Below are 19,867 nucleotides of genomic sequence, written 5' to 3'. Positions count from 1 at the left end.
CCGGCGTTCTTTATTTTTCAGCGTACATGATAAATGACTTCATGCGCTTCTGTGAGATCAGGGATCTCCAGTTTATTGATCAGTTTCTGCATGGCGTTATGCGGTACGATGGCTTCCCTACCGCCATTCTGCCGGAATAGTTCCTTATAAGGCACTTCCACATACACGACTGTAACATGGGCGTCGTATTGCAAACAGAGGGCTATCAGCTGTTCTCTCATCTGGTGGGTGGTATTGGTGGCATTCCAGACGAATGAACGCTTACTCCTCAGACATACTCTTGCCTGCTCTTTAGCTGCCTGCACCACCTTACCCGTACCGCTTTTATCGGTGGGGCTGATCTTCATCTGCGAACGGATATTATCCAGGGTAATGATCTCCCATTCCGGCTGCGGATAGTGTTTCTTCACATAAGTATCCTTACCGGCTCCCGGCAGTCCGCTCATGATCACGACCTGCACGGCGGGCGCTTTATACGGAACATAGCCGGGAGCAGCATCGCCTTTCCGCAGGTAATGCATCCGGGCCTGTGCATTTTCGAAAGGCCAGCTTGTACCCCAGCATTGGTGCTCTTTGCAATACTCCTCGAAGCAATCAATACGGTACAATAGTTCGGCAGTATCAAGCGCTATGCGTCCGATCATATCAGCACGGGCAAGCAGGGCAAGGTGCTGTGTGTTCACCTGTAACGCTGCGTGAATGATGGTACCCAGCGGATCGCGTTTTTCCAGTAGCCATAATGGCAAGCTATGATATTTCACCAGTTTGGCGATCTGTTCGCGGATATGGAAAGGCGCCGGAATTTCCCGGTATAAGATCTGCCGGGCAGTCCCCTCTCCTTTCCTGGCGTGACCTGCTGATGTAATATGTCCGTCGGGCTCTATTACTGTCGTACTCCGTTTCTCTACATCGTGCAATAGTGCTGCTGCCCACAGGATCTCCTGATCCTGCGCAGACAGTGCCTGGTATGCAGGCAGCTGTTGCAATGCCTCCAGTACCATCTGCGTATGGATGGCCACATTTCCTTCTCCGTGATGTACGGGGTCCTGCGGCACATCCTGCATATCGCGCACCCAATCGTACGTCTGCTCCAGGTAGGGCCATGATCTATTTTCAGTGATCGTCCACATAGTTACCTCCTTCATTTTTCAGGGCGGCACGGCGCCAGTTACGCGTCCAGTGCACATCTGTTTTCACGTGCCCCTTTCTTACATACTTAAATACATTTTCAGCGAATGCATGAACCGGAAACGCGGCTGCATTGCGAGTAACGATCCCTTCCATTGTAGCAGGCGTTCCCGTTGCAGCGTCGCATGCGCTAAAGCTGCCGGGGCCTTTTACAATGTTGAGGACCTCATTTTCAAAACCGGCCTTCACCAGTGGCGTCTGCATTTGTCTGATAACCGGTACTGTTGGCAGATCGAGCATCGCAGCGTAAAAGCTGGTCTCTTCCCAACTCAACCAACGGTCATGTTCTCTTATGGCAAACACGTAGAAATGATGATCAAGGTTTTTGTATGCGATTGAATGTACTGCATACAGGTTCTCCAGGAATATTTCCAGGTTGCCCAGATCATGCTTTACCAGCTGCCAGTAGCGGCGCAGGCTTTCTGTCCAGGGTGATGTGGTCGGCGCTACATGCGAGCGTGCAAACACACCATAGCGGGACAGACAATTATTTTCACCGTCCAGTTTTTCCGTATGCATCAGTGATGGGATAGCAGTAATGTACTGCCAATAATCATGCTGAATGCGATCATCGCTGGTAGTGCCCGGCGAGAACGGAAAATGATAGGTACGGCCATATTTTTCGGAAATAGCCATATCGGGGATATTTTTATTAAACAAAAGGATTCACAGGCCATTCCTGCAGGATGCAGGTGGCGTAGTTAACAATATTATGCCTGTGAGATTACATGACTCAAAGTTTGTCTGTTTTTTTATAATTGGTTGCAAAGGTAAGTATTTCCATCACACCTGCAAATCCGGGGCGAAACTGCTTTTCATTATATTTGAATGATAATACTAACCCATTGCCCAACGTGGTCGGTCTTCGTAAGATGCTGATTTTACCCTGAACAATATTCGTAACAATAAGATGTAAACATATGGCGGAAAAGACAAGTATCCAGTTAATAAGAAATGCAACAGTTGTATTTAACTATGCTGGCAAGCGTTTTTTAATCGATCCTATGCTGGCTGAAAAGGAGGCCTATTCAAGTTTTCCCGGTACTCCGAATTCACATCTAAGAAATCCGCTGACGGACCTTCCTGTAAAAGCGGAAAGTCTTGCGAATGCTGATGCAATCATCGTTACACATTTGCATGCCGATCATTGGGATAAAATAGCGAAAGAGGTGCTCCCGAAGGATACTCCTCTTTTCTCACAAAACGAAGATGACGCCAATGTTATTCGCGAAGCAGGTTTCACCGATGTCAGAGTATTCGGTGAGAGCGCTACGTTCGACAATGTCCGTTTTCAGAAAACAGAATGCCAGCATGGTCCGGATGCACTGTATGCTATTCCGGAAATGGCGGCAAGGATGGGTAAAGTTTCAGGTTTATATTTTAATGAGCCTGGCGAGCCATCAGTGTATTTTGCTGCGGATACTATCTGGATCCCGGCAGTGGAATCAACGCTAAAAAACTTCCAGCCTGGTATTGTTGTGCTTAATGCAGGCGCTGCTACGTTAGATGGTTTCGGTGCTATCATCATGGGCAAGGAAGATATATTGAAGGTTCATGAAATAGTGCCAAACGCAACGATAATAGCGATCCATATGGAAGCATTAAATCATTGTGTGCTTAGTCGCCGGGAGCTTCGCGATTATGTCAATGAAAAGGGTATCGCAGGTAAAGTATTGATCCCGGAAGATGGTGAAGTAATCGTGTTTTAAGATGCCATTATCAAAAACATTAAATTACATACATGAGAAACTTACTATTCCTCTGCCTGCTTGGAGCAATAGTTCCTGCGGCAATGATGTCATGTGGAGGTCCTTCCACCCGTCAGACGGCGAAAGACAGTACAGCTGTTGATACCGCTGCTTTATCGACGGATTCCATTTTTAATATTGTTGAAGCGCATACGTTCCAGTATTTCTGGGATGGCGCTGAACCCGCCAGCGGTATGGCGAGAGAGCGTTACCATGTGGATGGCGATTATCCGGAGAATGATATGAACGTTGTTACCTCCGGTGGCAGCGGCTTTGGCGTAATGGCTATTCTCGCTGGGATTGAGAGGGGTTATATTACCCGGCAGGAAGGATTGGACAGGATGACGAAGATCGTCGCCTTTCTTGAGAACGCAGATCGTTTTCATGGCGCCTGGCCGCATTGGATGTACGGTGAGAATGGTAAGGTAAAACCATTCGGACAAAAGGATAATGGCGGAGATCTTGTAGAAACGGCTTTTATGATACAGGGCCTGTTATGTGTAAGACAATATTTTGCCACCGGCAATGAACAGGAGAAAGCGCTTGCGGCAAAAGTTGACAAGCTATGGAAGGAGGTTGACTGGAACTGGTACAGGAATGGCAAGAACGTGTTATACTGGCATTGGTCGCCTAACTATCAATGGGAGATGAACTTCCCTGTAACTGGCTATAATGAGTGCCTGATCATGTACGTGCTGGCTGCTTCGTCACCTACACATGGCGTTCCGGCGGAAGTATATCATGAGGGATGGGCTCGTGGCGGCGCTATCAGAGACAGTATTACAGCTTACGGGCATACCCTGAAGCTGTCACACAACTTCGCAAAACAATATGGCGGACCGCTTTTCTGGTCGCATTATTCTTACCTCGGACTTGATCCGCATGGTCTGAAAGATAAGTATGCAGACTATTGGGAGAACAATGTGAATCATACGTTGATCAATCGTGAATGGTGTGTGGAGAACCCTAAAAAGTATAAGGGCTATGGCCCTGATAGCTGGGGACTGACCGCCAGTTATTCTGTGAACGGTTATGCAGCACATGCTCCCGGCGACAACAATGATCTGGGTGTCATCTCTCCTACTGCTGCTATTTCCTCCATGCCTTATACCCCGGAATATTCAAAACAGGCAATGGTGCACTGGTATAAGGATATGCGTGATAAAGTGTTTGGTAAGTATGGTTTTTATGATGCATTCAGCGAAACCAACAACTGGTACCCACAGCGGTATCTGGCAATAGATCAGGGGCCTGCTGTTGTTATGATGGAGAACTATCGCAGCGGGTTACTTTGGAAATTATTTATGAGTTGTCCGGAAGTAAAATCGGGATTAAAGAAACTAGGATTTGAAAGTCCTTACCTGGATAAATGATACTACCAGGGCCGTTGCTATAGTCAGTCAACGGCCCTAATAATATGAGATGTATTTACGATAGCCTGGCGAGGATACGTCCCCTGAGTTTCAGGAAAGGCTTTTCGATGGCCTTGTTCAATAAGAATGCAGCAAGCACACAAGTGATAGTGCAGATAATAAACATAGTGGTACTTTCCTCCTCTATACCTAGTTTTCCTACCCACAGCTGCGTAAGATGTATTACGCCTTTATGTGAGAGATAGATACCGTAAGACAGCATCGCCAATGTAGCGGTGAAACGTAAGTTGTTTTTATGCAGGAATCCTGTTTCATTTACAGCTCCTGCTACCATTGCACCATAGCCGATAGCGATTAGCGGGAAGCCGAAAATGGATGCATAAAATGTAGACGGCTCTTCACAAAGGAACCATGCGCCTGTTAACAAAGCTAAACCTATCAGCAGTAATTTATTTCCAAGTGTCATGACCTTTTGCTTTACAAGGGGCAGGAACTGGAAGATAGCCGCTAATGTAACACCAGTAAGTAATCCATCAAGGCGTGTGAACGTCGGATAATACATCCACATATACCATGTCACCCAATAATCGCCTGTTCCCTGAACGGGTTCCAGAATAGCGAACCAGCTGAATAAGCGGATAGCAAATCCACCGATAAATAAAATGCCGATCAACCAGGGGCCTATTTTCAAAGCTTTCCAACGCACGAGCATGATCAGTATGATCGGAAAGAGAAAATAGAACTGCTCTTCTATACACAATGACCATGCATGTGAAAAGGTACCGTTGTCCTTCAGATGCAGACCGATATTCTGCGTAAAGGTGAGGAACTTCCAGAGTGGCGGCAGCGCCTCTCTTTCACGGAAAGCGGGCACCAGGAAATACAATGCAAGTACAGTGAGATAAGCAGGGATGATCCTGAAGAAACGTTTAAGGAAAAACTCTTTGAAGGAAATCTGTTCATTGTTACTGATCTGTGCAAACAACTGTGAAGATATCAGGAAACCGCTTAGCACAAAAAACAGGTCTACGCCTGTCCAACCGAAACTGCCGATAGGCTCTATCCATGTGGGGTGTTTGAAGATGCGGTAATGGTAAATGAAGACAAAAGAGATTGCGAAGGCGCGCAAATGATCTAATCCGGCAAAGTGTTTGCCGGTTCCTGGTATCTGTGACATGAAAAAAGGGTGGCTGCGGATTTTTGTTGCAGAACATGAAATTACGGAGATCCTGTGATCTTTCCGTGGACTTTTATGAGCGGTCTTATAGCAGGATGATCCGGTGGAAGTGAGCAATAACAGGGTTACTGTGTAACGGCATATAATTTGTTTCTATAACAGTGGATTAAAAAACAAACGACATGAAACAGATCAGATTTTTGCCTGTGGTGTTGGGATTGTTGTTAACAGGAGCAAGTTGTGTAGCACCTGGCCATGCACCTCCTCGTCCGCCGAAACCACCAAAGCCTCCACGTCCGCCGCATGGCGCTGTGGACTTTCATATTCCTGACACTACGTTCCAGCGACCAACAGTAGCAATAAATAGCTAAATGAAGGCACTGAAGGACCAGGAGTTAAGGTGCTACGATGGCTATCATTAATTCCTGATCCTTTGGTGCTGTTTATTTCTTTTTACCTTGTTTCTGTAATTTCCGGAGGATAGCCTCTAGTTTTACCGGATCGTTCATATATGGCTCCAGGTCGAATATTTCTACCTTTCTGAAATCGACCGGATGGCTTTCACTTTGCAGGGAGATAGATCCTTCTTTAAGCAAACGTCCTGCCTGCACAAGTGTGCTATCTGCATTCAGTACGTTTCCTCCACCTGTTTGCGGTTTATTGTATACGATAACGGTATCATTGAACACGATGTGTTTGATCACGGAATCGCGCAGTACCAACGCTGCAGCCCGTACCCATTGTTCGCCGTGATAAGTTTTTGAAGTGGAAGAGATACAGTGATCCGTGATCAGTTTGCCGTTCATGACTACATTAGTACCGGGCGTACACAAGTTGGCCGTAGAACGGGGATCTGTTCCGTTGCCACCTAACAACTGTTCTTCCAATGAGATGGGGAAGTCCTGGTCTTTACCCATGCTGGCAGCAGATTGACCATGCAGCATTATTCCGCTGTTACGCAGCGCCCAACCCGGACCACCTGCAACCTGCTCTCCTACGAAGCGGTATTCTACCACTACCAGGTAAGCAGAGAAGTTCTTCTTATAAAAGATGTGGCCATATTGTTCGTTAAAGTTGGTATACTGATCATAACGCACTTTCAGCAATCCGTCTTCTACCCGAAAAGTGTTGCCATAGTTCTCATTCAGATCATGTCCTTTGATCTTGATATCCCAACCGGTCAGGTCTTTCCCGTTGAACAGCTGTATCCAGCCATTATTTTTTTTCTTCTGGCACATTCCCGTCAGCGTCAATAGCAGCAACCCGCACGTAAATAGTTTTTTCATACGTCAGTAATTTATGGCTTTAAGATAGGGACTAAACGGTAAATATTTCTCCCAATTTTCATTGATGGCATCAACCTCAACAAAGGGGCAACAATATCTGTTTCGTATACAGCCGGAAGTTGGCATATAATTTAGACCATTAGATGTAAAGACTATTTATGAGAGCATTTACTACACTGCTGCTGGTGTTGCTGACAACCGGCTTAATAGCACAAGGACAGACAGACTGGAAGGACACGCTGAAAGGTGAACTTGAACAGTTGAATAAAACCACTGACTTTACCGTCTGGCAACAGGGAGCGGAAAAGATCGGTCAGCTGGCAACGGCGCATCCTGAAGAGTGGCTGTTACAATATTATACCGGCTGGGCGTATACGCAATCTTCCTTTAAGGCCCCAAAAGGACAGGCAGAACCCACTACTGATAAAGCAGAACCTTATGTAAAGAAAGCACTTGACCTGCAACCGGGCAATACTGAGACACTGACACTGATGGCTTACTGGTTGTCGGCGCGTATCAATGCCAATAACTCAAGGGGTATCTCGCTGGGGCCTGATAGCCGTAATTATTCAGATAAAGCCATTGCAGCCGACAGTGCTAACCCCAGGGCATACCTGATGAAGGCATTGGTGATATATCATACGCCCGCCCTGTTCGGAGGCGGTAAGAAAAAGGCTGCTCCGATAGTGGAGGAAGCCGGGCAGCGGTTTGCCGAATTTAAGCCTAAGAACGAGCTTGAACCACATTGGGGGAATGAGATATTCAGGGAACTGGAAAAAGAGTTTGAGGGCGGGAATTAGGCACCACTCCTAACGGGAATGATGATGTAGACCAGATGTGCAATTTTATACGCAATTCCACAATAGTAAAATACAATAAACAACTGATTATTAATACATTCTGATTCGAGCAAGATTTTAGCTTATCTATTTCAAAACCCATTGTTTATGAGTACATATAATAGTCTAAACGGACACGGCGAGCCCCGCGCTACTATGTTGTACGAGCAGTCAAATGTCCTGAATGTAAGCAAACAGGGCCGTATTGCATCGATCATAGGTGGTGCGCTGCTTACGAATTCCGCGATCAACAATGTTACAAAACATCCCATCAGAAGCTTATTCAGACTGGTAGCCGGCGGTTACCTGCTATACAGGGGAATATCAGGGAATTGTCCTATTTCTGCCTATGCCGGAAGAAGAATGGGCGAAAAACATAGCCGGACTATAAAGGTCAGGACTAAGTTCATTGTTGACAGACCGAGAGATGAGGTATACCAGTTCTGGAGAAAGCTGGAAAATCTGCCTCATTTTATGCGGCATCTGGCGTCTATTACGGAACATGACGATTTTCATTCCCATTGGGTGGTTAAAGGCCCCGGAGGCGTCGGGACCCTGGAATGGGATGCCGAGATCATCAAGGACGAGGCAGGCGCTTTTATAGGCTGGCGTTCAGCACCAGGCTCGAATATCGCGACAGCAGGTAAGGTGACTTTTGAAGATGCTATCGGCGGAGGCACAGAGATATCTGTGGTGATCGCTTATCGTCCACCGGCAGGTTATGTAGGTACGGGACTGGCGTGGTTACTGAACAGTGCGTTCCATAACATGGTGGAGAAAGATGTGATGCGTTTCAAGCATTATGTGGAAACGGGTGAGATCACGGCTTAACCGGCCCGATATTTGAAAATTCATTATAGTCTTTTTATTACACCTTAAAACTCTTTTACTATGAGCACTGCAAAAATTTTATGTGGAGCATTGGTGGGTGTGGCTGCAGGATTGGCTATTGGTTTGCTGACAGCTCCCGACAGCGGTGAGGAAACCCGTAGGAAGATCAAAAAGTCAGCCCATCATCTGCAGGGACGTGTTAAACGTATATTAGGCAAAGGCGCTGATGGGTTAAGTGAATTGAAATATATCATTGAGCACGAAGTTACCGGCATGAAAGATGATGTAAAACAAAGGATCCTCACGCTGATAGATGAGGCTATTGAGACCTTCCAGAACTTTAAAAAAGAAGCTGTTTAAAAAATTATATATAACGGATGACCAGCAAAAAAAGAAAGTGGCGGTCCAGCTATATCAGCTACCGCCACTTTATTTATTTGGGTTAGTTAGTATGTACTATTTTTCTGCCAGCAGATTATCTATCAGGCCATTAAATTCTTTCTTGAACGTTTCATAGTGTTCGCCTGTACCAGGACCGGAAAATCCGGTATGTACTTCCCGCACATTTCCTTTCTTGTCAACAAAGATAGTGGTTGGGAAGCCTTTAATCTTAGTTATTTGTGGTAAAGTTTTTTCTGTCCTTTCGGGATCGCTGGTAGTCACACCTGTGATCAGTACCGGATAGTTCACATCAAAGCGTTTCAGGAAGCCCTGCAACGCTTTCTGAGACTTAGCGAAATCGGTAGTTCGCTCGTAAGCAAGGCCTATCACTTCTACCCCACGTGTTTTATTTGCCTTATACCATTCTGACAGAAATCCTGTCTCATCCATACAGTTAGGGCACCATGAACCCATGATAGTGATCACTACCACCTTGTTTTCGAAACGTTTATCCTTAATACTTACTTTCTTACCGTTGATGTCAGGGAATGTAAAATCCAGCTTGCTGTTACCGGGTTTAGCGGAAGCAAGTGCTTTCTCATCGGGCAGCGCAGCTTTATCATCTTTAACAGCTGTCCAATTTTCCTTACCATCACCGATACCGGCATAGAAGATACCGTTTTCCAGCGTGTTGTTCTTTACGAGCGCGGTGAAATAGTAGGCATGAGAACCATCGAAGGTGGAGAGTTTCAGTGTATCGCCATCTACAATACCTTCAAGGAAACGATAGTCGCCGGTAGGCGTCAGGAATGTGCCATGCACAATATTTCCCTGCTGTTTGAATTCGCCAACAGCATAAGAAGAATCATTTTTACCGGGTGTGGTGAACCAGGTGGACCAGCGGCCGGTAACATCTCCCTTTGCAGGTTCATGTTGCACGAAGCGGTGTTTTACATTATGTGCAGCTGTAAAAGGGATGCTGACGTCCCTGTCTGCCAGGTGACGGATCCAGTTACCCTGGATACGGCCTGCTTTACCGAAAGCAGCCCTGAATTCAGAGTCGAAGAAAGGCATTTTGATGAAAATAGAATCGCCCTGGATCTTCACATCATCTACGAGCAAACGGTCGTTTGCATTTATTACGTATACAAGTTTCTGACGGGCGCTGTCTTTTACTTCGAAGTTAAAAACAATGTCTGCGCCATCTTTCCTGTGCAGGCTAGCCTGCCATACGCCAGGTTCCAGGTCCCATTTTTCCAGTTGTGTTCCAAAGATAAATGCCGGGAGGCATAACAAAAACCAAAGCTTGTTCATATTGCTGTTTACGTCTATCTGATCTGTTTTCTATATATCCTACAATATTAGTAGAGTAAAGCAAAGATAGTAAAAGAATCCACTTCCCGTCACCTCATTTTATCAATTTTTCTACCAGCTCGATCCTGCGGCCATCTGCATCTTTTACTACAGCAACATATCCCCACTCGGTACTGGCGGGTGCCTGTACTGTTTCCACTCCTATTTCCACAAGATCTTTCAGCGTATCATTCAGGCTTTCAATGGTAAAGCCGAGGCGCGTGGTAGTATCAGGTTCTGTTACGTCTTTAGGTAAAGGATATATTTCGAAGGTAAAGCCATCCAATTCAGCTGCATAATGGTAGGGACCATTTCCGTGGCGATGATGACTGAATGTAATTCCTAAAGCGTTGTAAAATCTGACCTGTTCTTCCTGTTTATTAGTTTTGATCACTACCAGATTTAATTGTACCATCTTTCCTTGCTTCCGATTTAAGTTGTTCCTAAAGTAAAAAACTTATTCAGTATTACAAACTATCCCTATATAGCACTTACCTTTGGCATCACGTCCGGCTATAATTTCATTATAGTTATCAGGCGTTTAAAGCAACGTCATGAAAAAGTATAAGTTAGCCTTTTCGATCATCGGCAGTATATCTCCACGGATGGCGGCGAAAACATTCCTGCATTTTTTCAGTAAGCCTCCAAAGAGATCTTTCCGGCAGCATCACCTTACACTGCGGGAATCAGCAAAAGAAACCGATACGCCACTTACTGCATATGCCTTCAGTAAACAGCAGATAAAGGTGAAAACATATACCTGGGGCGAGGGTGAAAAGAAAGTCCTTTTGCTGCATGGCTGGGGAGGCAGCGCACTTGATTTCAGTCATCTTATACAAACGCTTGTTGAGCACAACTTCCAGGTCATATCTTTTGATCAGCCGGCCCACGGTTTCACAGGTGGTAAAAACAGCAATCTCATTCAGTGGATGCATGTTATTACTGCATTTCTCGATACCAATAAAGACCTTTATGCTATTATCGGCCATTCATTCGGCGGACTTGCGGCTACACTTACCCTGGCCAGGGAGCAGGTGCGTATTCCGAAGCTGATCATTATGGCATCGTCTATTTCGGCGCCTGCCATTTTTGATGATGCTTATGACCAGCTGGGCCTTAATAATAAGGTGAGGGACGTAATACCTGGTATCGTGCAGGATACTTTAAAGGATGATATGATGTCATTGGACATGCATAAACAGTTCAAATCTGTTAAAGTGGACCATATGTTGTTCATCTATGATGAAAATGATGAGATCATTTCTCCTAAACGGTCTGAAGACTTCTTACAGCAACATCCTGAGGTAGAAGCATTTAAGATCCGTGGAGAGGGGCATTACCGCATTATCCGGGACCCGCAGGTACTGGCCAGGATACTGGCATTCCTGGCCACTCCATAATTTTTTTTTAAAATCCTGTCACGTTTTTAATTCCTGATCTGTCATATTACCGTAAGCGATTTAATTACCTTAAAAAACTACGAATATGACACAAAGAATCTCCTTCCAGGAATTGCCTGCTGACCTGATGACCGGATTAAGTAAGATCGGTGGCTATCTGAAGAAATGCGACATTGAGCAGAAACTGCTTGACCTGTTGTATTACCGGGCATCCCAAATCAATGGCTGCGCTATGTGCCTGGATATACATTTTAAAGAAGCTATTCATCACGGGGAAACGCACCAGCGGTTACATGGGGTAATTGCCTGGAGAGAAACGCCTTATTTTGATGCAAAGGAACGCGCAGTGCTCGCCTTCACAGAAGCCTTAACCAATGCGAATCAGCAGGATATTAACGATGACATTTACGATGCATTGACTGAGCATTTTACTACGGAAGAAATAGCTACGCTCACACTGGCTATTTCTACTGTTAATACCTGGAACAGGATCAACAAAACATTCAGGACTGTACCTGGTCATTATCAAGTTGGCCAGTATGCATAAAAACTAACTTATTTTAGCAACGGATCACTTAATAGAACATGCTGCAAGATTATCAACATACGTTGTTCCCATACGCTTATAATATCCTCGGTTCCGTAGAAGATGCGAAGGATACGATACAGGACGTGCTGTCCAATTATGTCTCCGCTCAGAAGGAAGGAATAGAGAATGAAAAAGCCTACCTGGTGCGCAGTGTTATCAATCAGTCGATCAATGCTAAGAACAAGCGTAAAACAGTCAACTACGACTCCGTCTGGTTACCCGAACCTGTAGCTACAGAGGAAGCAGATAAATCGCTTCACCTACGGGATATCGGTTCTTATACAATGCTTATTCTGATGGAAGCACTCAACCCTAAGGAAAGGGCTGTATTTATACTGAAAGAAGGCTTCGGTTATTCTCATGAAGAGATAGCCGAAGTCCTTTCGGGTACAGTTGAACAATCACGTAAACTGCTCAGCCGTGCAAAGGGGAAACTCGATCAGCGCAAGCGGGGAGCGCCACTAACCAATAAAACCATTTCAGCCGCTATCCTGGACCAATACCTGCATGCCATGCGTAAGGGCGATATTCAAAGACTGGAAAATCTGCTTTCGCAGGACATTGTGTTTCATGCAGACGGTGGTACAAAGGTCAATGTGGCGAAGAAGTTCTGCACTGGTATACACGATGTGTCCCAGCTGCTGGTGTATGTGTTCGACAAGTTTCAGCGGGAATTCACTTTTGAGTTTACAATGATCAATCATGAGCCGGCACTACTGTTCTTCCTGGGCACTAAACTGTACGGTTGCCAGGTATTTTCTATCTCGCCGGATGATAACAAGATCCAGCGCATCTCCACGGTGCTTGATCCGGATAAGCTGAAGAATATGGGAAGGTGATAAAAGAGGGCAGCCATTCCGCAGAACAGCTGCCCGCCGGCATGTGTCTCAGAATACCGGCCTTTCAATTCTTCTACCAGAATAATTGTTTGCCATCTTTTCTCTTGTATTTTTTATTCCAGTTGCATCATTGATAGCCGCATAGGCCAGGACGAGACCCTGTAATGCCCAGATATTCCCTGAATTGATCTGCAAGTCTGCATTGAAAACACTGATTGCCTTCTGATATTCTTTCATCTGTAGGTAAACATCTCCGAGGTAGTGCCTGGCCGGCAATATCCAGTAACGGATCTTGCCCTGTGGCAACTCATCTTCGGTTATAACAGCTTGTTCTAATGCTGTGATGGCGGCACGATAGTCTTTTTTTGCCGCTGCGATCATGCCAGTTAAAATATCGCGGGCGATAGTTCCGGGACAATACACTGCTTCCAGCAGATCAGAAGAGGTCTTCAGGCCGAAGTCCATCAGCGCTGCTTCCAGCCATTCCAGCTCATCATCGGCAGCAGCAATATCATTTAAACGGGCCAATGCCATGCCTCTTGCAAAGTGGGATAACAGGGCGGCATAGACCAGGGTATCTACAGGGCTATCTCTTAAAACCTCTTCCCATTTTCCAAAACGTACCAGGGTCAATAACTGCGTTTGGTAGATGTACTGCCACATGTTGCCGTCTGCACCGGGCATGGCCAGGTTATCGGGCGTAAGTCCATCCCTTAAGCGCGCACTGGCTTCATTGGCGGTAATATAGTCGCCATTCATCATAGCGTTACCTGCTTTCATATGCGTGGCATATAAGGTATAAAAACGTGATATACCAGTCCTGATCACCGGCTTTTCATGTTTTACTACCGGTTTAGTGTTACTGCTCCGGCGCATGGTGAAGGCGGCCACAATAAAGCAGACACAAAAACAAATGGCGAAGAAGAGGGCTTTTTTCATAGTCAATTAACTATAACAAAACTCCTACTCCTTCGCCTGTTTGAAAATAGCCAAAGGTGGTGATCTGTATCCCCAAAAATGGGATACTATACTAACCTTACAGTGTTATGGCGGAACACATTCGTGCGTTAGTACACCGGTTTCCCTATGGCTGCGTGGAGATCCGCTTTTTTCATTTTCTCCTTTGTTGTGGTGATGTCTTTAGTATTACTCGTTGCAGTATAAGCTGCCAGCAATCCATTGAATGCCCATATATTTCCCGGATTAAGCTCCAGGTCCTGGTTGAACACTTCAATGGCCTTCTTGTAGTTCTTCATTTGCAGGTATACATCGCCCAGGTAATGCCTGGCTGGCAGCAGCCAGTAGCGAGGTTCTCCGTATGACAGGGAATCGTCTGTAATACTTGCCCTTTCAAATGCTGCAATGGCCTGTTTATACTGTTTGCGCTCTGTAGCGATCACTCCCTTCAGAATATCACGCGCAATAGTTGCCGGTTCATAAAAAGCGTCGATCTCATTTGTCGCTTCTTTTAATTCAGGGGCATGTATACATACTTCCAGGGCACGTAACTCGCTATCAGCATCATTAAGTTTATGCAGACGTGCATTGGCTATCCCCTTCCCGAAATGGGATAAGACTGCCGCATATGCCAAGGTATCCACCGTTTCTTCTTTCAGCAGTTCCTCCCACTTTCCGAAACGAACGTCACTGAGCACTTTCGTCTGATATCCATACTGCATATATGTGCCGAACGGGCCTGGAATAACCAGCAGTTCAGGTGTTAACTCTTTTCTCAGTACTACCGCAGCTGCATCGGCAACTGAATAGTCGCCGCTCATAATAGCACAGGCGGCCTTTACATGTGTAGGGTGAGAACTGTAGAACAGGCTACTGCCTGCTACAGGTGAGAACTCCTTTGCGGTATTCCCGAATGCTGCTATAGCTTCGTCATTAATGGTGATGCCTTTCTGATAGAAGCCTGTACGCAGATAGATGTGGGAAGGCATATGTACCATATGGGCCATACCTGGCATGAGGGATGGCAATATCTCTGCACTATGCATAGCATCCTGTGGATGTGAGGATCCCTGTAAAGTATGCACCAACATATGGTGAGCGCCGGGATGTCTCGGGGCGATAGCTATTGCTGCCATCAGGTTTTTCATGATATCGTTCGTCCACGGTTTAGGCGTCAGATCTTTCTCATACAACAGGTTTAGATATTTCCTTGTAAGTGCATCTGCATATAATGTCAACGCATCTGCATTACCAGCGTTATCTTTTGCTACCACTGACATTGCATGTTCATAACGTTGCATCATACCGACGATACCGCCGGTTGAATCGCCCGTAAAACGTACTGCCTGTGCGGCTATCAGGCTTTTTTCCAGCGGGGTACAAACGCCAGCGTACTGCATGCTTTTTTTTGCTGCTTCTATTGCTTCTGCGGGTACCGGCCCGTTTTCGGCCAGATCAATGGAGTAACCGACAGCCAGCGCTTTTCCGTACCAGGCCATAGCACAGGTGGAGTCCAGCCGGATCGCTTTCCTGAAAGAGGCAATCGACTCTACAATATGATACGCATAATACATATTGATACCCTGGTCAAAATAGAACTGTACGCTGTCACTGGCAGTGGTGATCTTCCAGCGATAATCTCCCCAGCCTTTCAAAGCGCCTATCTCAGTATCTGCCATATCCGGAGACCATCCGGTCCTGCAGGATACTGAGTATTGTTTTCTCAGGGTCTGGTAACGTTTTGTTGCTGAAGCATTTCTGTTGCTGTCCGTTTTGAGGCGGAAAGCAAAGATCATTGAGCAGATACAGTACAGAATGGTGAAGTAAAGAAGCTTTTTCATAAAGATGATTATGCACAAAATTGCTCTTCCTTCACCTATTAAAAAATCACCAAATCCGGTGATATGACTGTGCCACCTAATATCTGGCGCCGAACAGCATACTACCTATACGGACCATGGTACTGCCTTCTTCCAGTGCGATGGTATAGTCGCCACTCATACCGGTAGACAGTTCTGTAAATGCATCCTGATCGGGAAAGAAACGGGATTTAAAACGTTGTCTTAGCTCGTGCAGCTGCCGGAATTCATTCCTCACCTGCTGCATATTTTCTGTGTTTGAAGCCATGCCCATCAAACCGGCAATACGGATATTAGTTAAACGGGATTCCTGCTGTTTATATGTTTCCAGCAGTCGTTCCAGTTCTTCTTCACTCAATCCGAATTTGGTTTCTTCTACAGCGATGTGCACCTGTAAAAGGCAATGAATAGTGCGGTTATTTTTAGCTGCCTGTTTGTTGATCTCTTCCAGTAGCTTGAAGCTGTCTACCGCATGGACCATAGTTACAAAAGGAGCGATGTATTTTACTTTATTGGACTGAAGATGCCCAATGAAATGCCATGCTATATCTGCAGGAAGGATAGGTTGTTTTTCCTGCAGTTCCTGTACGTAGTTCTCTCCGAAAATGCGTTGCCCGACATCATACAACGCTTGTATATCTGCAGGTGGTTTTATTTTTGAAACAGCGACCAGGTTGGCGTTATACGGTTTCAGCTGTTCGTTTATTTGCTGATAAGCAGGTAAATTGACTGACATGCTGCAAAAGTAGGGATTAATCCCCACGACCGCAACCTCCGCCGCAGCTGTCGCACCCGCTTCTTCTACAACTACTGCATCAGCTGCTGCAGCTAGGACCATCACCTCCAACGCAGCCGGAGGAACATCCTCCTATTGCGCCGCAGCCGCTATTTTTCCCTCTCCCATCTCCACCTCCGAAAAAGAATGTGAGTGCTGCTCCTACTACTCCCATCCAAATAAATTCAGGCTGCCAGGAAAGAAGCGCTATTACGATAAAGACGCCCATTATAAAACCCATTTGGGAGAGTTTCATACGCCAATCTATTTTCTTCCTGAAGAAGATCTGCGGAAGCTTTGTACGCCAATTTATTTTCCTGAAGAAGAAATGCGTGCGCCTGTTAACCCTTACAAAATCAATGTCGGAAAAACGTGTATCGCTATCCAACCAAACATCTGCCGGAGGTTCTTCTCCAAACTTTTCCCGGTAAAGTACGTGCGTGCGGTCGTAATATTTCTCAAATTTTTGATCTTCAGCGACACCACCTTCTGTGGGATTATGGTGTACTTCCTTACCGAGCGTATCCCGGCAAAAGTCTCTCCAGTAAGACTTCGTATAGGTCAGATGCAGATGCCATGCCTGATCTACGGCATCGGAGGGAGTCACTCCCTCTGTGCAAACTACACAGAGGAAGATGAAACGTTTATACTCCCGTATAACTTTAAGCGTAAAATCTTGTGACCAGCCATTCTCGCGCGCCAGTCTGTCAGAGAATTTCAGTGCATAATTGTCTTTATCGAGCTCAAAGGCTTCGATCTTATTCCATAGGTTCTTTTCTTCAAGGGTCATATAAGTAACAATTAACTCAATAGTGCACGCGCGAGGATGATACGCTGCACATCGTCCGCCATTGAGTAACACAAGGTATTATTTACCTGATTTATTATTTTTTCTTTTAGTGTTCTTCAAAACATTTTTTTCATCACTTTCCAACTTCCGCTGCAACTTTTTAACATCTTCGGCAGGTGGCAAATTTTCGGGTTTTACGCCCCTTTTTAACAATATTTTGCGTACCTCCTGGTTATTATCCACATGCTCTTTAGATATCTGCGTATCTCCCTTCAGATCTTTCTCCACAACATTATGGCTCGTTAACTCGGTTGCAAAATCCTTCGCTTTAAGGGTTAGCGTAGGAAGAAAATCTGCCAATGGTCGAGCAGTTGGCACTCCCAGTACACGCTTCATTTCTTGGGTATTTTTTCCACCGAATAAAGCCTGATCCCCTTTTGACCTTATCACCGCGAAGCTTTGATCATCCACACCTCTCTCATAAATGATTCCCGATAACTTCTTTTCTGATTGTGTTAACTTATCTCTCGCAGTGACCCGGGCTACTTCTAACAGTCTCTGCTCAATAATTTCCTGCTTTCGAGTCTGAACTGCAAAATATGTCTGAGCAAACGCTATAGCTGGTTTTGAAGAATCGCCATTCTGTGCAACCAGGTAGCAGGCGTAACGTGTAAGGGCAATGTCTTCAATATCCCGCTCTCCACCTTTTCCTAACCCGATCATTTTGTTGACGTCAACGAAATGATCGGCTATCCTTTCTCCTGCATTTTCACAGGTTTTTTTGGCCTTATCTAAAACTTTCAGAAAGTTCCGCCAATCGGTATAACTTAGTACACCTTGCAATTCTCTGGCACTCCAGCATTCAATCCCTTCGTGCTCATAACGGATTTCTTCAAACTTATTCAGCATTTCAGCAATTTGATCGCTCTTCATATTGGTGTATGATTTGGATATTAATTACAACGTATGATCTGTTTCTAAATTACATATTACGCAAACATTAGCTGCCTTACCAGGCGATTTAATTCATACTATTCAGCCAAAAACAAAGCTTCACCTTCAACCCGGAAATCTCCTACGGACGAAAGCCTGGTTCAAGGTAAAGCCTTAACAACGGTTCATTCTAATACAATCTATCTTCTATAAATATGCATCTCCATAAAGAGGATATCACATTTATATTCTTAACTCAATATTGCACGCCCTATTACGATACGCTGGACTTCACTTGTCCCTTCATAGATCTGCGTAATTTTGGCATCGCGCATCAGGCGTTCTACATGGTATTCTTTTACGTATCCGTAACCGCCATGTACCTGTACAGCTTCTGTGGTAACCCACATAGCGGTTTCGGAAGCAAACACTTTTGCCATTGAACCACTAAGTGTATAGTCCAGGTGCATGTCTTTTTCCCTGGCTGCTTTGAGACATAATAAACGGGATGCTTCTATGCGGGTGGCCATGTCTGCCAATTTGAACTGGATAGCCTGGTGCTGGCTTATTTCTTTACCAAAAGCTTTTCTTTCTTTAGCATATTTAACGGCCAGTTCGTAAGCCCCGCTAGCGATGCCCAGTGCCTGGGAGGCAATGCCTATACGTCCTCCGCCTAATGTTTTCATGGCGAATTTAAATCCAAAACCATCCTCACCTATCCTGTTCTCTTTTGGCACTTTTACGTCCTGGAACATGATGCTATGTGTATCGCTACCGCGGATGCCCATTTTATTCTCTTTCGCTCCCACCGTGATGCCTGGAGAGTTCTTTTCAACGATCAGGGCGTTGATACCTTTACTGCCTTTTTCAGGATAGGTCTGCGCGATCAAAAGATACACGCTGGCACTGTTACCGTTTGTGATCCAGTTTTTGGTACCGTTCACCAGGTAATAATCTCCTTTATCTTCTGCCTTCGTGCGCTGGGAAGTAGCATCAGAACCGGCTTCGGGCTCACTTAGCAGGAATGCGCCAGTGATCTCTCCTTTGGCCAGCGGCACGAGGTATTTCTGTTTTTGTTCTTCTGTACCGAACGTTTCAAGTCCCCAGCAAACCAGGGAGTTATTCACACTCATACACACTGAAGTGGAAGCATCTATTTTGGAGATCTCTTCCATGGCCAGCACGTAGGATACGGTATCGAGTCCGGCGCCACCGTATTTCGGGTCTACCATCATACCGAGGAAGCCCAGTTCTCCCAGTTTTTTGATCTGCTCTGCGGGATATTGCTGCTTCTCGTCACGTTCAATAACGCCGGGTAATAATTCATTTATGGCGAAATCGCGTGCCGCCTTCTGTATCATGAGGTGTTCTTCAGTGAGTTGGAAATCCATGGAATCTTCTTTTTTTGGTGTTTATAACATAACTGTAACCAAAGCTATTTTTTAATACCCATCTAAAAAAATACGTCCTCTAAAATTCATTCTTATCCATCATTCCTGTCAAAACATTAAAGATTATTTGAAGATACAGCGTCCTTATTGCAATTGTT

At 45.4% G+C, this 19,867-nt stretch carries 21 protein-coding genes; 9 read left to right on the top strand and 12 right to left on the bottom strand.

The window, feature by feature from the left end; genetic code table 11:
- Positions 1-17 precede the first annotated feature (17 nt).
- Together C7475_RS22280 and C7475_RS22275 are read right to left on the bottom strand one after the other, a co-directional pair.
- Positions 18-1,130, bottom strand: a complete 1,113-nt coding sequence (locus C7475_RS22280; RefSeq protein ID WP_110055613.1) for an ATP-binding protein — start codon at positions 1,128-1,130, stop codon at positions 18-20.
- The gene (locus C7475_RS22275) at positions 1,114-1,824 is read right to left on the bottom strand and encodes an RNA ligase family protein (protein ID WP_110055612.1); all 711 of its coding nucleotides are present in this window, start codon (positions 1,822-1,824) and stop codon (positions 1,114-1,116) included. The genes C7475_RS22280 and C7475_RS22275 overlap by 17 nt, the downstream gene beginning before the upstream one ends.
- 284 nt (positions 1,825-2,108) lie before the next feature.
- Between C7475_RS22275 and C7475_RS22270 the strand changes: the two genes are divergently transcribed.
- Positions 2,109-2,897, top strand: a complete 789-nt coding sequence (locus C7475_RS22270; RefSeq protein ID WP_110055611.1) for an MBL fold metallo-hydrolase — start codon at positions 2,109-2,111, stop codon at positions 2,895-2,897.
- Between the two features lie 32 nt (positions 2,898-2,929).
- On the top strand, positions 2,930-4,309 hold the full coding sequence (locus C7475_RS22265) for a glucoamylase family protein (protein WP_233259929.1): 1,380 nt from the start codon (positions 2,930-2,932) through the stop codon (positions 4,307-4,309).
- A 55-nt stretch (positions 4,310-4,364) separates the two neighbouring features.
- On the opposite strand, the gene C7475_RS22260 is transcribed toward C7475_RS22265, so the two are convergent.
- Complete coding sequence (locus tag C7475_RS22260) at positions 4,365-5,486, bottom strand: acyltransferase (protein ID WP_110055609.1); 1,122 nt, start codon at positions 5,484-5,486, stop codon at positions 4,365-4,367.
- A 182-nt stretch (positions 5,487-5,668) separates the two neighbouring features.
- Between C7475_RS22260 and C7475_RS32810 the strand changes: the two genes are divergently transcribed.
- Positions 5,669-5,857 carry a hypothetical protein gene (locus tag C7475_RS32810; RefSeq protein ID WP_146217618.1) on the top strand — a complete coding sequence of 63 codons (189 nt, stop codon included), beginning with the start codon at positions 5,669-5,671 and terminating at the stop codon, positions 5,855-5,857.
- 72 nt (positions 5,858-5,929) lie between these two features.
- On the opposite strand, the gene C7475_RS22255 is transcribed toward C7475_RS32810, so the two are convergent.
- A complete protein-coding gene (locus tag C7475_RS22255; RefSeq protein ID WP_110055608.1) occupies positions 5,930-6,772 on the bottom strand; it encodes a DUF1080 domain-containing protein in 843 nt (280 codons plus the stop codon).
- A 158-nt stretch (positions 6,773-6,930) separates the two neighbouring features.
- On the opposite strand from C7475_RS22255, the gene C7475_RS22250 reads away from it, so the two are divergent.
- The 3 genes from C7475_RS22250 (at position 6,931) to C7475_RS22240 (ending at position 8,802) form a co-directional block, all read left to right on the top strand.
- A complete protein-coding gene (locus C7475_RS22250) occupies positions 6,931-7,572 on the top strand; it encodes a hypothetical protein (RefSeq protein ID WP_110055607.1) in 642 nt (213 codons plus the stop codon).
- A gap of 147 nt (positions 7,573-7,719) precedes the next feature.
- Entirely contained in the window at positions 7,720-8,442 is a 723-nt protein-coding gene (locus C7475_RS22245; protein ID WP_110055606.1) for an SRPBCC family protein, read from the top strand.
- A gap of 60 nt (positions 8,443-8,502) precedes the next feature.
- Positions 8,503-8,802 (top strand): YtxH domain-containing protein, encoded by a 300-nt coding sequence (locus C7475_RS22240; protein ID WP_110055605.1) that lies wholly within the window; start codon positions 8,503-8,505, stop codon positions 8,800-8,802.
- A gap of 96 nt (positions 8,803-8,898) precedes the next feature.
- Here C7475_RS22240 and C7475_RS22235 read toward each other — a convergent pair whose 3' ends face one another.
- Positions 8,899-10,137, bottom strand: coding sequence for a TlpA disulfide reductase family protein (locus tag C7475_RS22235; protein WP_110055604.1), 1,239 nt, complete (start codon positions 10,135-10,137; stop codon positions 8,899-8,901).
- A gap of 94 nt (positions 10,138-10,231) precedes the next feature.
- Positions 10,232-10,591 carry a VOC family protein gene (locus C7475_RS22230; RefSeq protein ID WP_110055603.1) on the bottom strand — a complete coding sequence of 120 codons (360 nt, stop codon included), beginning with the start codon at positions 10,589-10,591 and terminating at the stop codon, positions 10,232-10,234.
- A gap of 139 nt (positions 10,592-10,730) precedes the next feature.
- Between C7475_RS22230 and C7475_RS22225 the strand changes: the two genes are divergently transcribed.
- The 3 genes from C7475_RS22225 (at position 10,731) to C7475_RS22215 (ending at position 13,004) form a co-directional block, all read left to right on the top strand.
- Positions 10,731-11,576: an alpha/beta fold hydrolase gene (locus C7475_RS22225; RefSeq protein WP_110055602.1), complete on the top strand. Its 846-nt coding sequence runs from the start codon at positions 10,731-10,733 to the stop codon at positions 11,574-11,576.
- An 85-nt stretch (positions 11,577-11,661) separates the two neighbouring features.
- A complete protein-coding gene (locus C7475_RS22220; RefSeq protein WP_110055601.1) occupies positions 11,662-12,123 on the top strand; it encodes a carboxymuconolactone decarboxylase family protein in 462 nt (153 codons plus the stop codon).
- A gap of 38 nt (positions 12,124-12,161) precedes the next feature.
- Complete coding sequence (locus tag C7475_RS22215) at positions 12,162-13,004, top strand: sigma-70 family RNA polymerase sigma factor (RefSeq protein WP_110055600.1); 843 nt, start codon at positions 12,162-12,164, stop codon at positions 13,002-13,004.
- Between the two features lie 48 nt (positions 13,005-13,052).
- On the opposite strand, the gene C7475_RS22210 is transcribed toward C7475_RS22215, so the two are convergent.
- The 6 genes from C7475_RS22210 to C7475_RS22185 form a co-directional block, all read right to left on the bottom strand.
- Positions 13,053-13,943: a tetratricopeptide repeat protein gene (locus C7475_RS22210; RefSeq protein WP_146217617.1), complete on the bottom strand. Its 891-nt coding sequence runs from the start codon at positions 13,941-13,943 to the stop codon at positions 13,053-13,055.
- A gap of 128 nt (positions 13,944-14,071) precedes the next feature.
- Positions 14,072-15,802, bottom strand: a complete 1,731-nt coding sequence (locus C7475_RS22205; protein WP_110055598.1) for a tetratricopeptide repeat protein — start codon at positions 15,800-15,802, stop codon at positions 14,072-14,074.
- A 76-nt stretch (positions 15,803-15,878) separates the two neighbouring features.
- On the bottom strand, positions 15,879-16,556 hold the full coding sequence (locus tag C7475_RS22200; protein WP_110055597.1) for a YggS family pyridoxal phosphate-dependent enzyme: 678 nt from the start codon (positions 16,554-16,556) through the stop codon (positions 15,879-15,881).
- A 79-nt stretch (positions 16,557-16,635) separates the two neighbouring features.
- Entirely contained in the window at positions 16,636-17,385 is a 750-nt protein-coding gene (locus C7475_RS33180; RefSeq protein WP_199236273.1) for a hypothetical protein, read from the bottom strand.
- A 78-nt stretch (positions 17,386-17,463) separates the two neighbouring features.
- Complete coding sequence (gene dinD, locus C7475_RS22190) at positions 17,464-18,318, bottom strand: DNA damage-inducible protein D (RefSeq protein WP_110055596.1); 855 nt, start codon at positions 18,316-18,318, stop codon at positions 17,464-17,466.
- A gap of 251 nt (positions 18,319-18,569) precedes the next feature.
- Entirely contained in the window at positions 18,570-19,709 is a 1,140-nt protein-coding gene (locus tag C7475_RS22185) for an acyl-CoA dehydrogenase (RefSeq protein WP_110055595.1), read from the bottom strand.
- Between the last annotated feature and the right edge of the window lie 158 nt (positions 19,710-19,867).

It is taken from the genome of Chitinophaga sp. S165 (assembly GCF_003182155.1).
Lineage (GTDB): Bacteria > Bacteroidota > Bacteroidia > Chitinophagales > Chitinophagaceae > Chitinophaga.
This window is presented reverse-complemented; position numbering and strand designations above follow the sequence as displayed.

Bases quoted from the DNA above. Each gene is read 5' to 3' on its own strand.
- C7475_RS22280 (WP_110055613.1), bottom strand. From the start codon at position 1,130: ATGTGGACGATCACTGAAAATAGATCATGGCCCTACCTGGAGCAGACG.
- C7475_RS22275 (WP_110055612.1), bottom strand. From the start codon at position 1,824: ATGGCTATTTCCGAAAAATATGGCCGTACCTATCATTTTCCGTTCTCG.
- C7475_RS22270 (WP_110055611.1), top strand. From the start codon at position 2,109: ATGGCGGAAAAGACAAGTATCCAGTTAATAAGAAATGCAACAGTTGTA.
- C7475_RS22265 (WP_233259929.1), top strand. From the start codon at position 2,930: ATGAGAAACTTACTATTCCTCTGCCTGCTTGGAGCAATAGTTCCTGCG.
- C7475_RS22260 (WP_110055609.1), bottom strand. From the start codon at position 5,486: ATGTCACAGATACCAGGAACCGGCAAACACTTTGCCGGATTAGATCAT.
- C7475_RS32810 (WP_146217618.1), top strand. From the start codon at position 5,669: ATGAAACAGATCAGATTTTTGCCTGTGGTGTTGGGATTGTTGTTAACA.
- C7475_RS22255 (WP_110055608.1), bottom strand. From the start codon at position 6,772: ATGAAAAAACTATTTACGTGCGGGTTGCTGCTATTGACGCTGACGGGA.
- C7475_RS22250 (WP_110055607.1), top strand. From the start codon at position 6,931: ATGAGAGCATTTACTACACTGCTGCTGGTGTTGCTGACAACCGGCTTA.
- C7475_RS22245 (WP_110055606.1), top strand. From the start codon at position 7,720: ATGAGTACATATAATAGTCTAAACGGACACGGCGAGCCCCGCGCTACT.
- C7475_RS22240 (WP_110055605.1), top strand. From the start codon at position 8,503: ATGAGCACTGCAAAAATTTTATGTGGAGCATTGGTGGGTGTGGCTGCA.
- C7475_RS22235 (WP_110055604.1), bottom strand. From the start codon at position 10,137: ATGAACAAGCTTTGGTTTTTGTTATGCCTCCCGGCATTTATCTTTGGA.
- C7475_RS22230 (WP_110055603.1), bottom strand. From the start codon at position 10,591: ATGGTACAATTAAATCTGGTAGTGATCAAAACTAATAAACAGGAAGAA.
- C7475_RS22225 (WP_110055602.1), top strand. From the start codon at position 10,731: ATGAAAAAGTATAAGTTAGCCTTTTCGATCATCGGCAGTATATCTCCA.
- C7475_RS22220 (WP_110055601.1), top strand. From the start codon at position 11,662: ATGACACAAAGAATCTCCTTCCAGGAATTGCCTGCTGACCTGATGACC.
- C7475_RS22215 (WP_110055600.1), top strand. From the start codon at position 12,162: ATGCTGCAAGATTATCAACATACGTTGTTCCCATACGCTTATAATATC.
- C7475_RS22210 (WP_146217617.1), bottom strand. From the start codon at position 13,943: ATGAAAAAAGCCCTCTTCTTCGCCATTTGTTTTTGTGTCTGCTTTATT.
- C7475_RS22205 (WP_110055598.1), bottom strand. From the start codon at position 15,802: ATGAAAAAGCTTCTTTACTTCACCATTCTGTACTGTATCTGCTCAATG.
- C7475_RS22200 (WP_110055597.1), bottom strand. From the start codon at position 16,556: ATGTCAGTCAATTTACCTGCTTATCAGCAAATAAACGAACAGCTGAAA.
- C7475_RS33180 (WP_199236273.1), bottom strand. From the start codon at position 17,385: ATGACCCTTGAAGAAAAGAACCTATGGAATAAGATCGAAGCCTTTGAG.
- dinD (WP_110055596.1), bottom strand. From the start codon at position 18,318: ATGAAGAGCGATCAAATTGCTGAAATGCTGAATAAGTTTGAAGAAATC.
- C7475_RS22185 (WP_110055595.1), bottom strand. From the start codon at position 19,709: ATGGATTTCCAACTCACTGAAGAACACCTCATGATACAGAAGGCGGCA.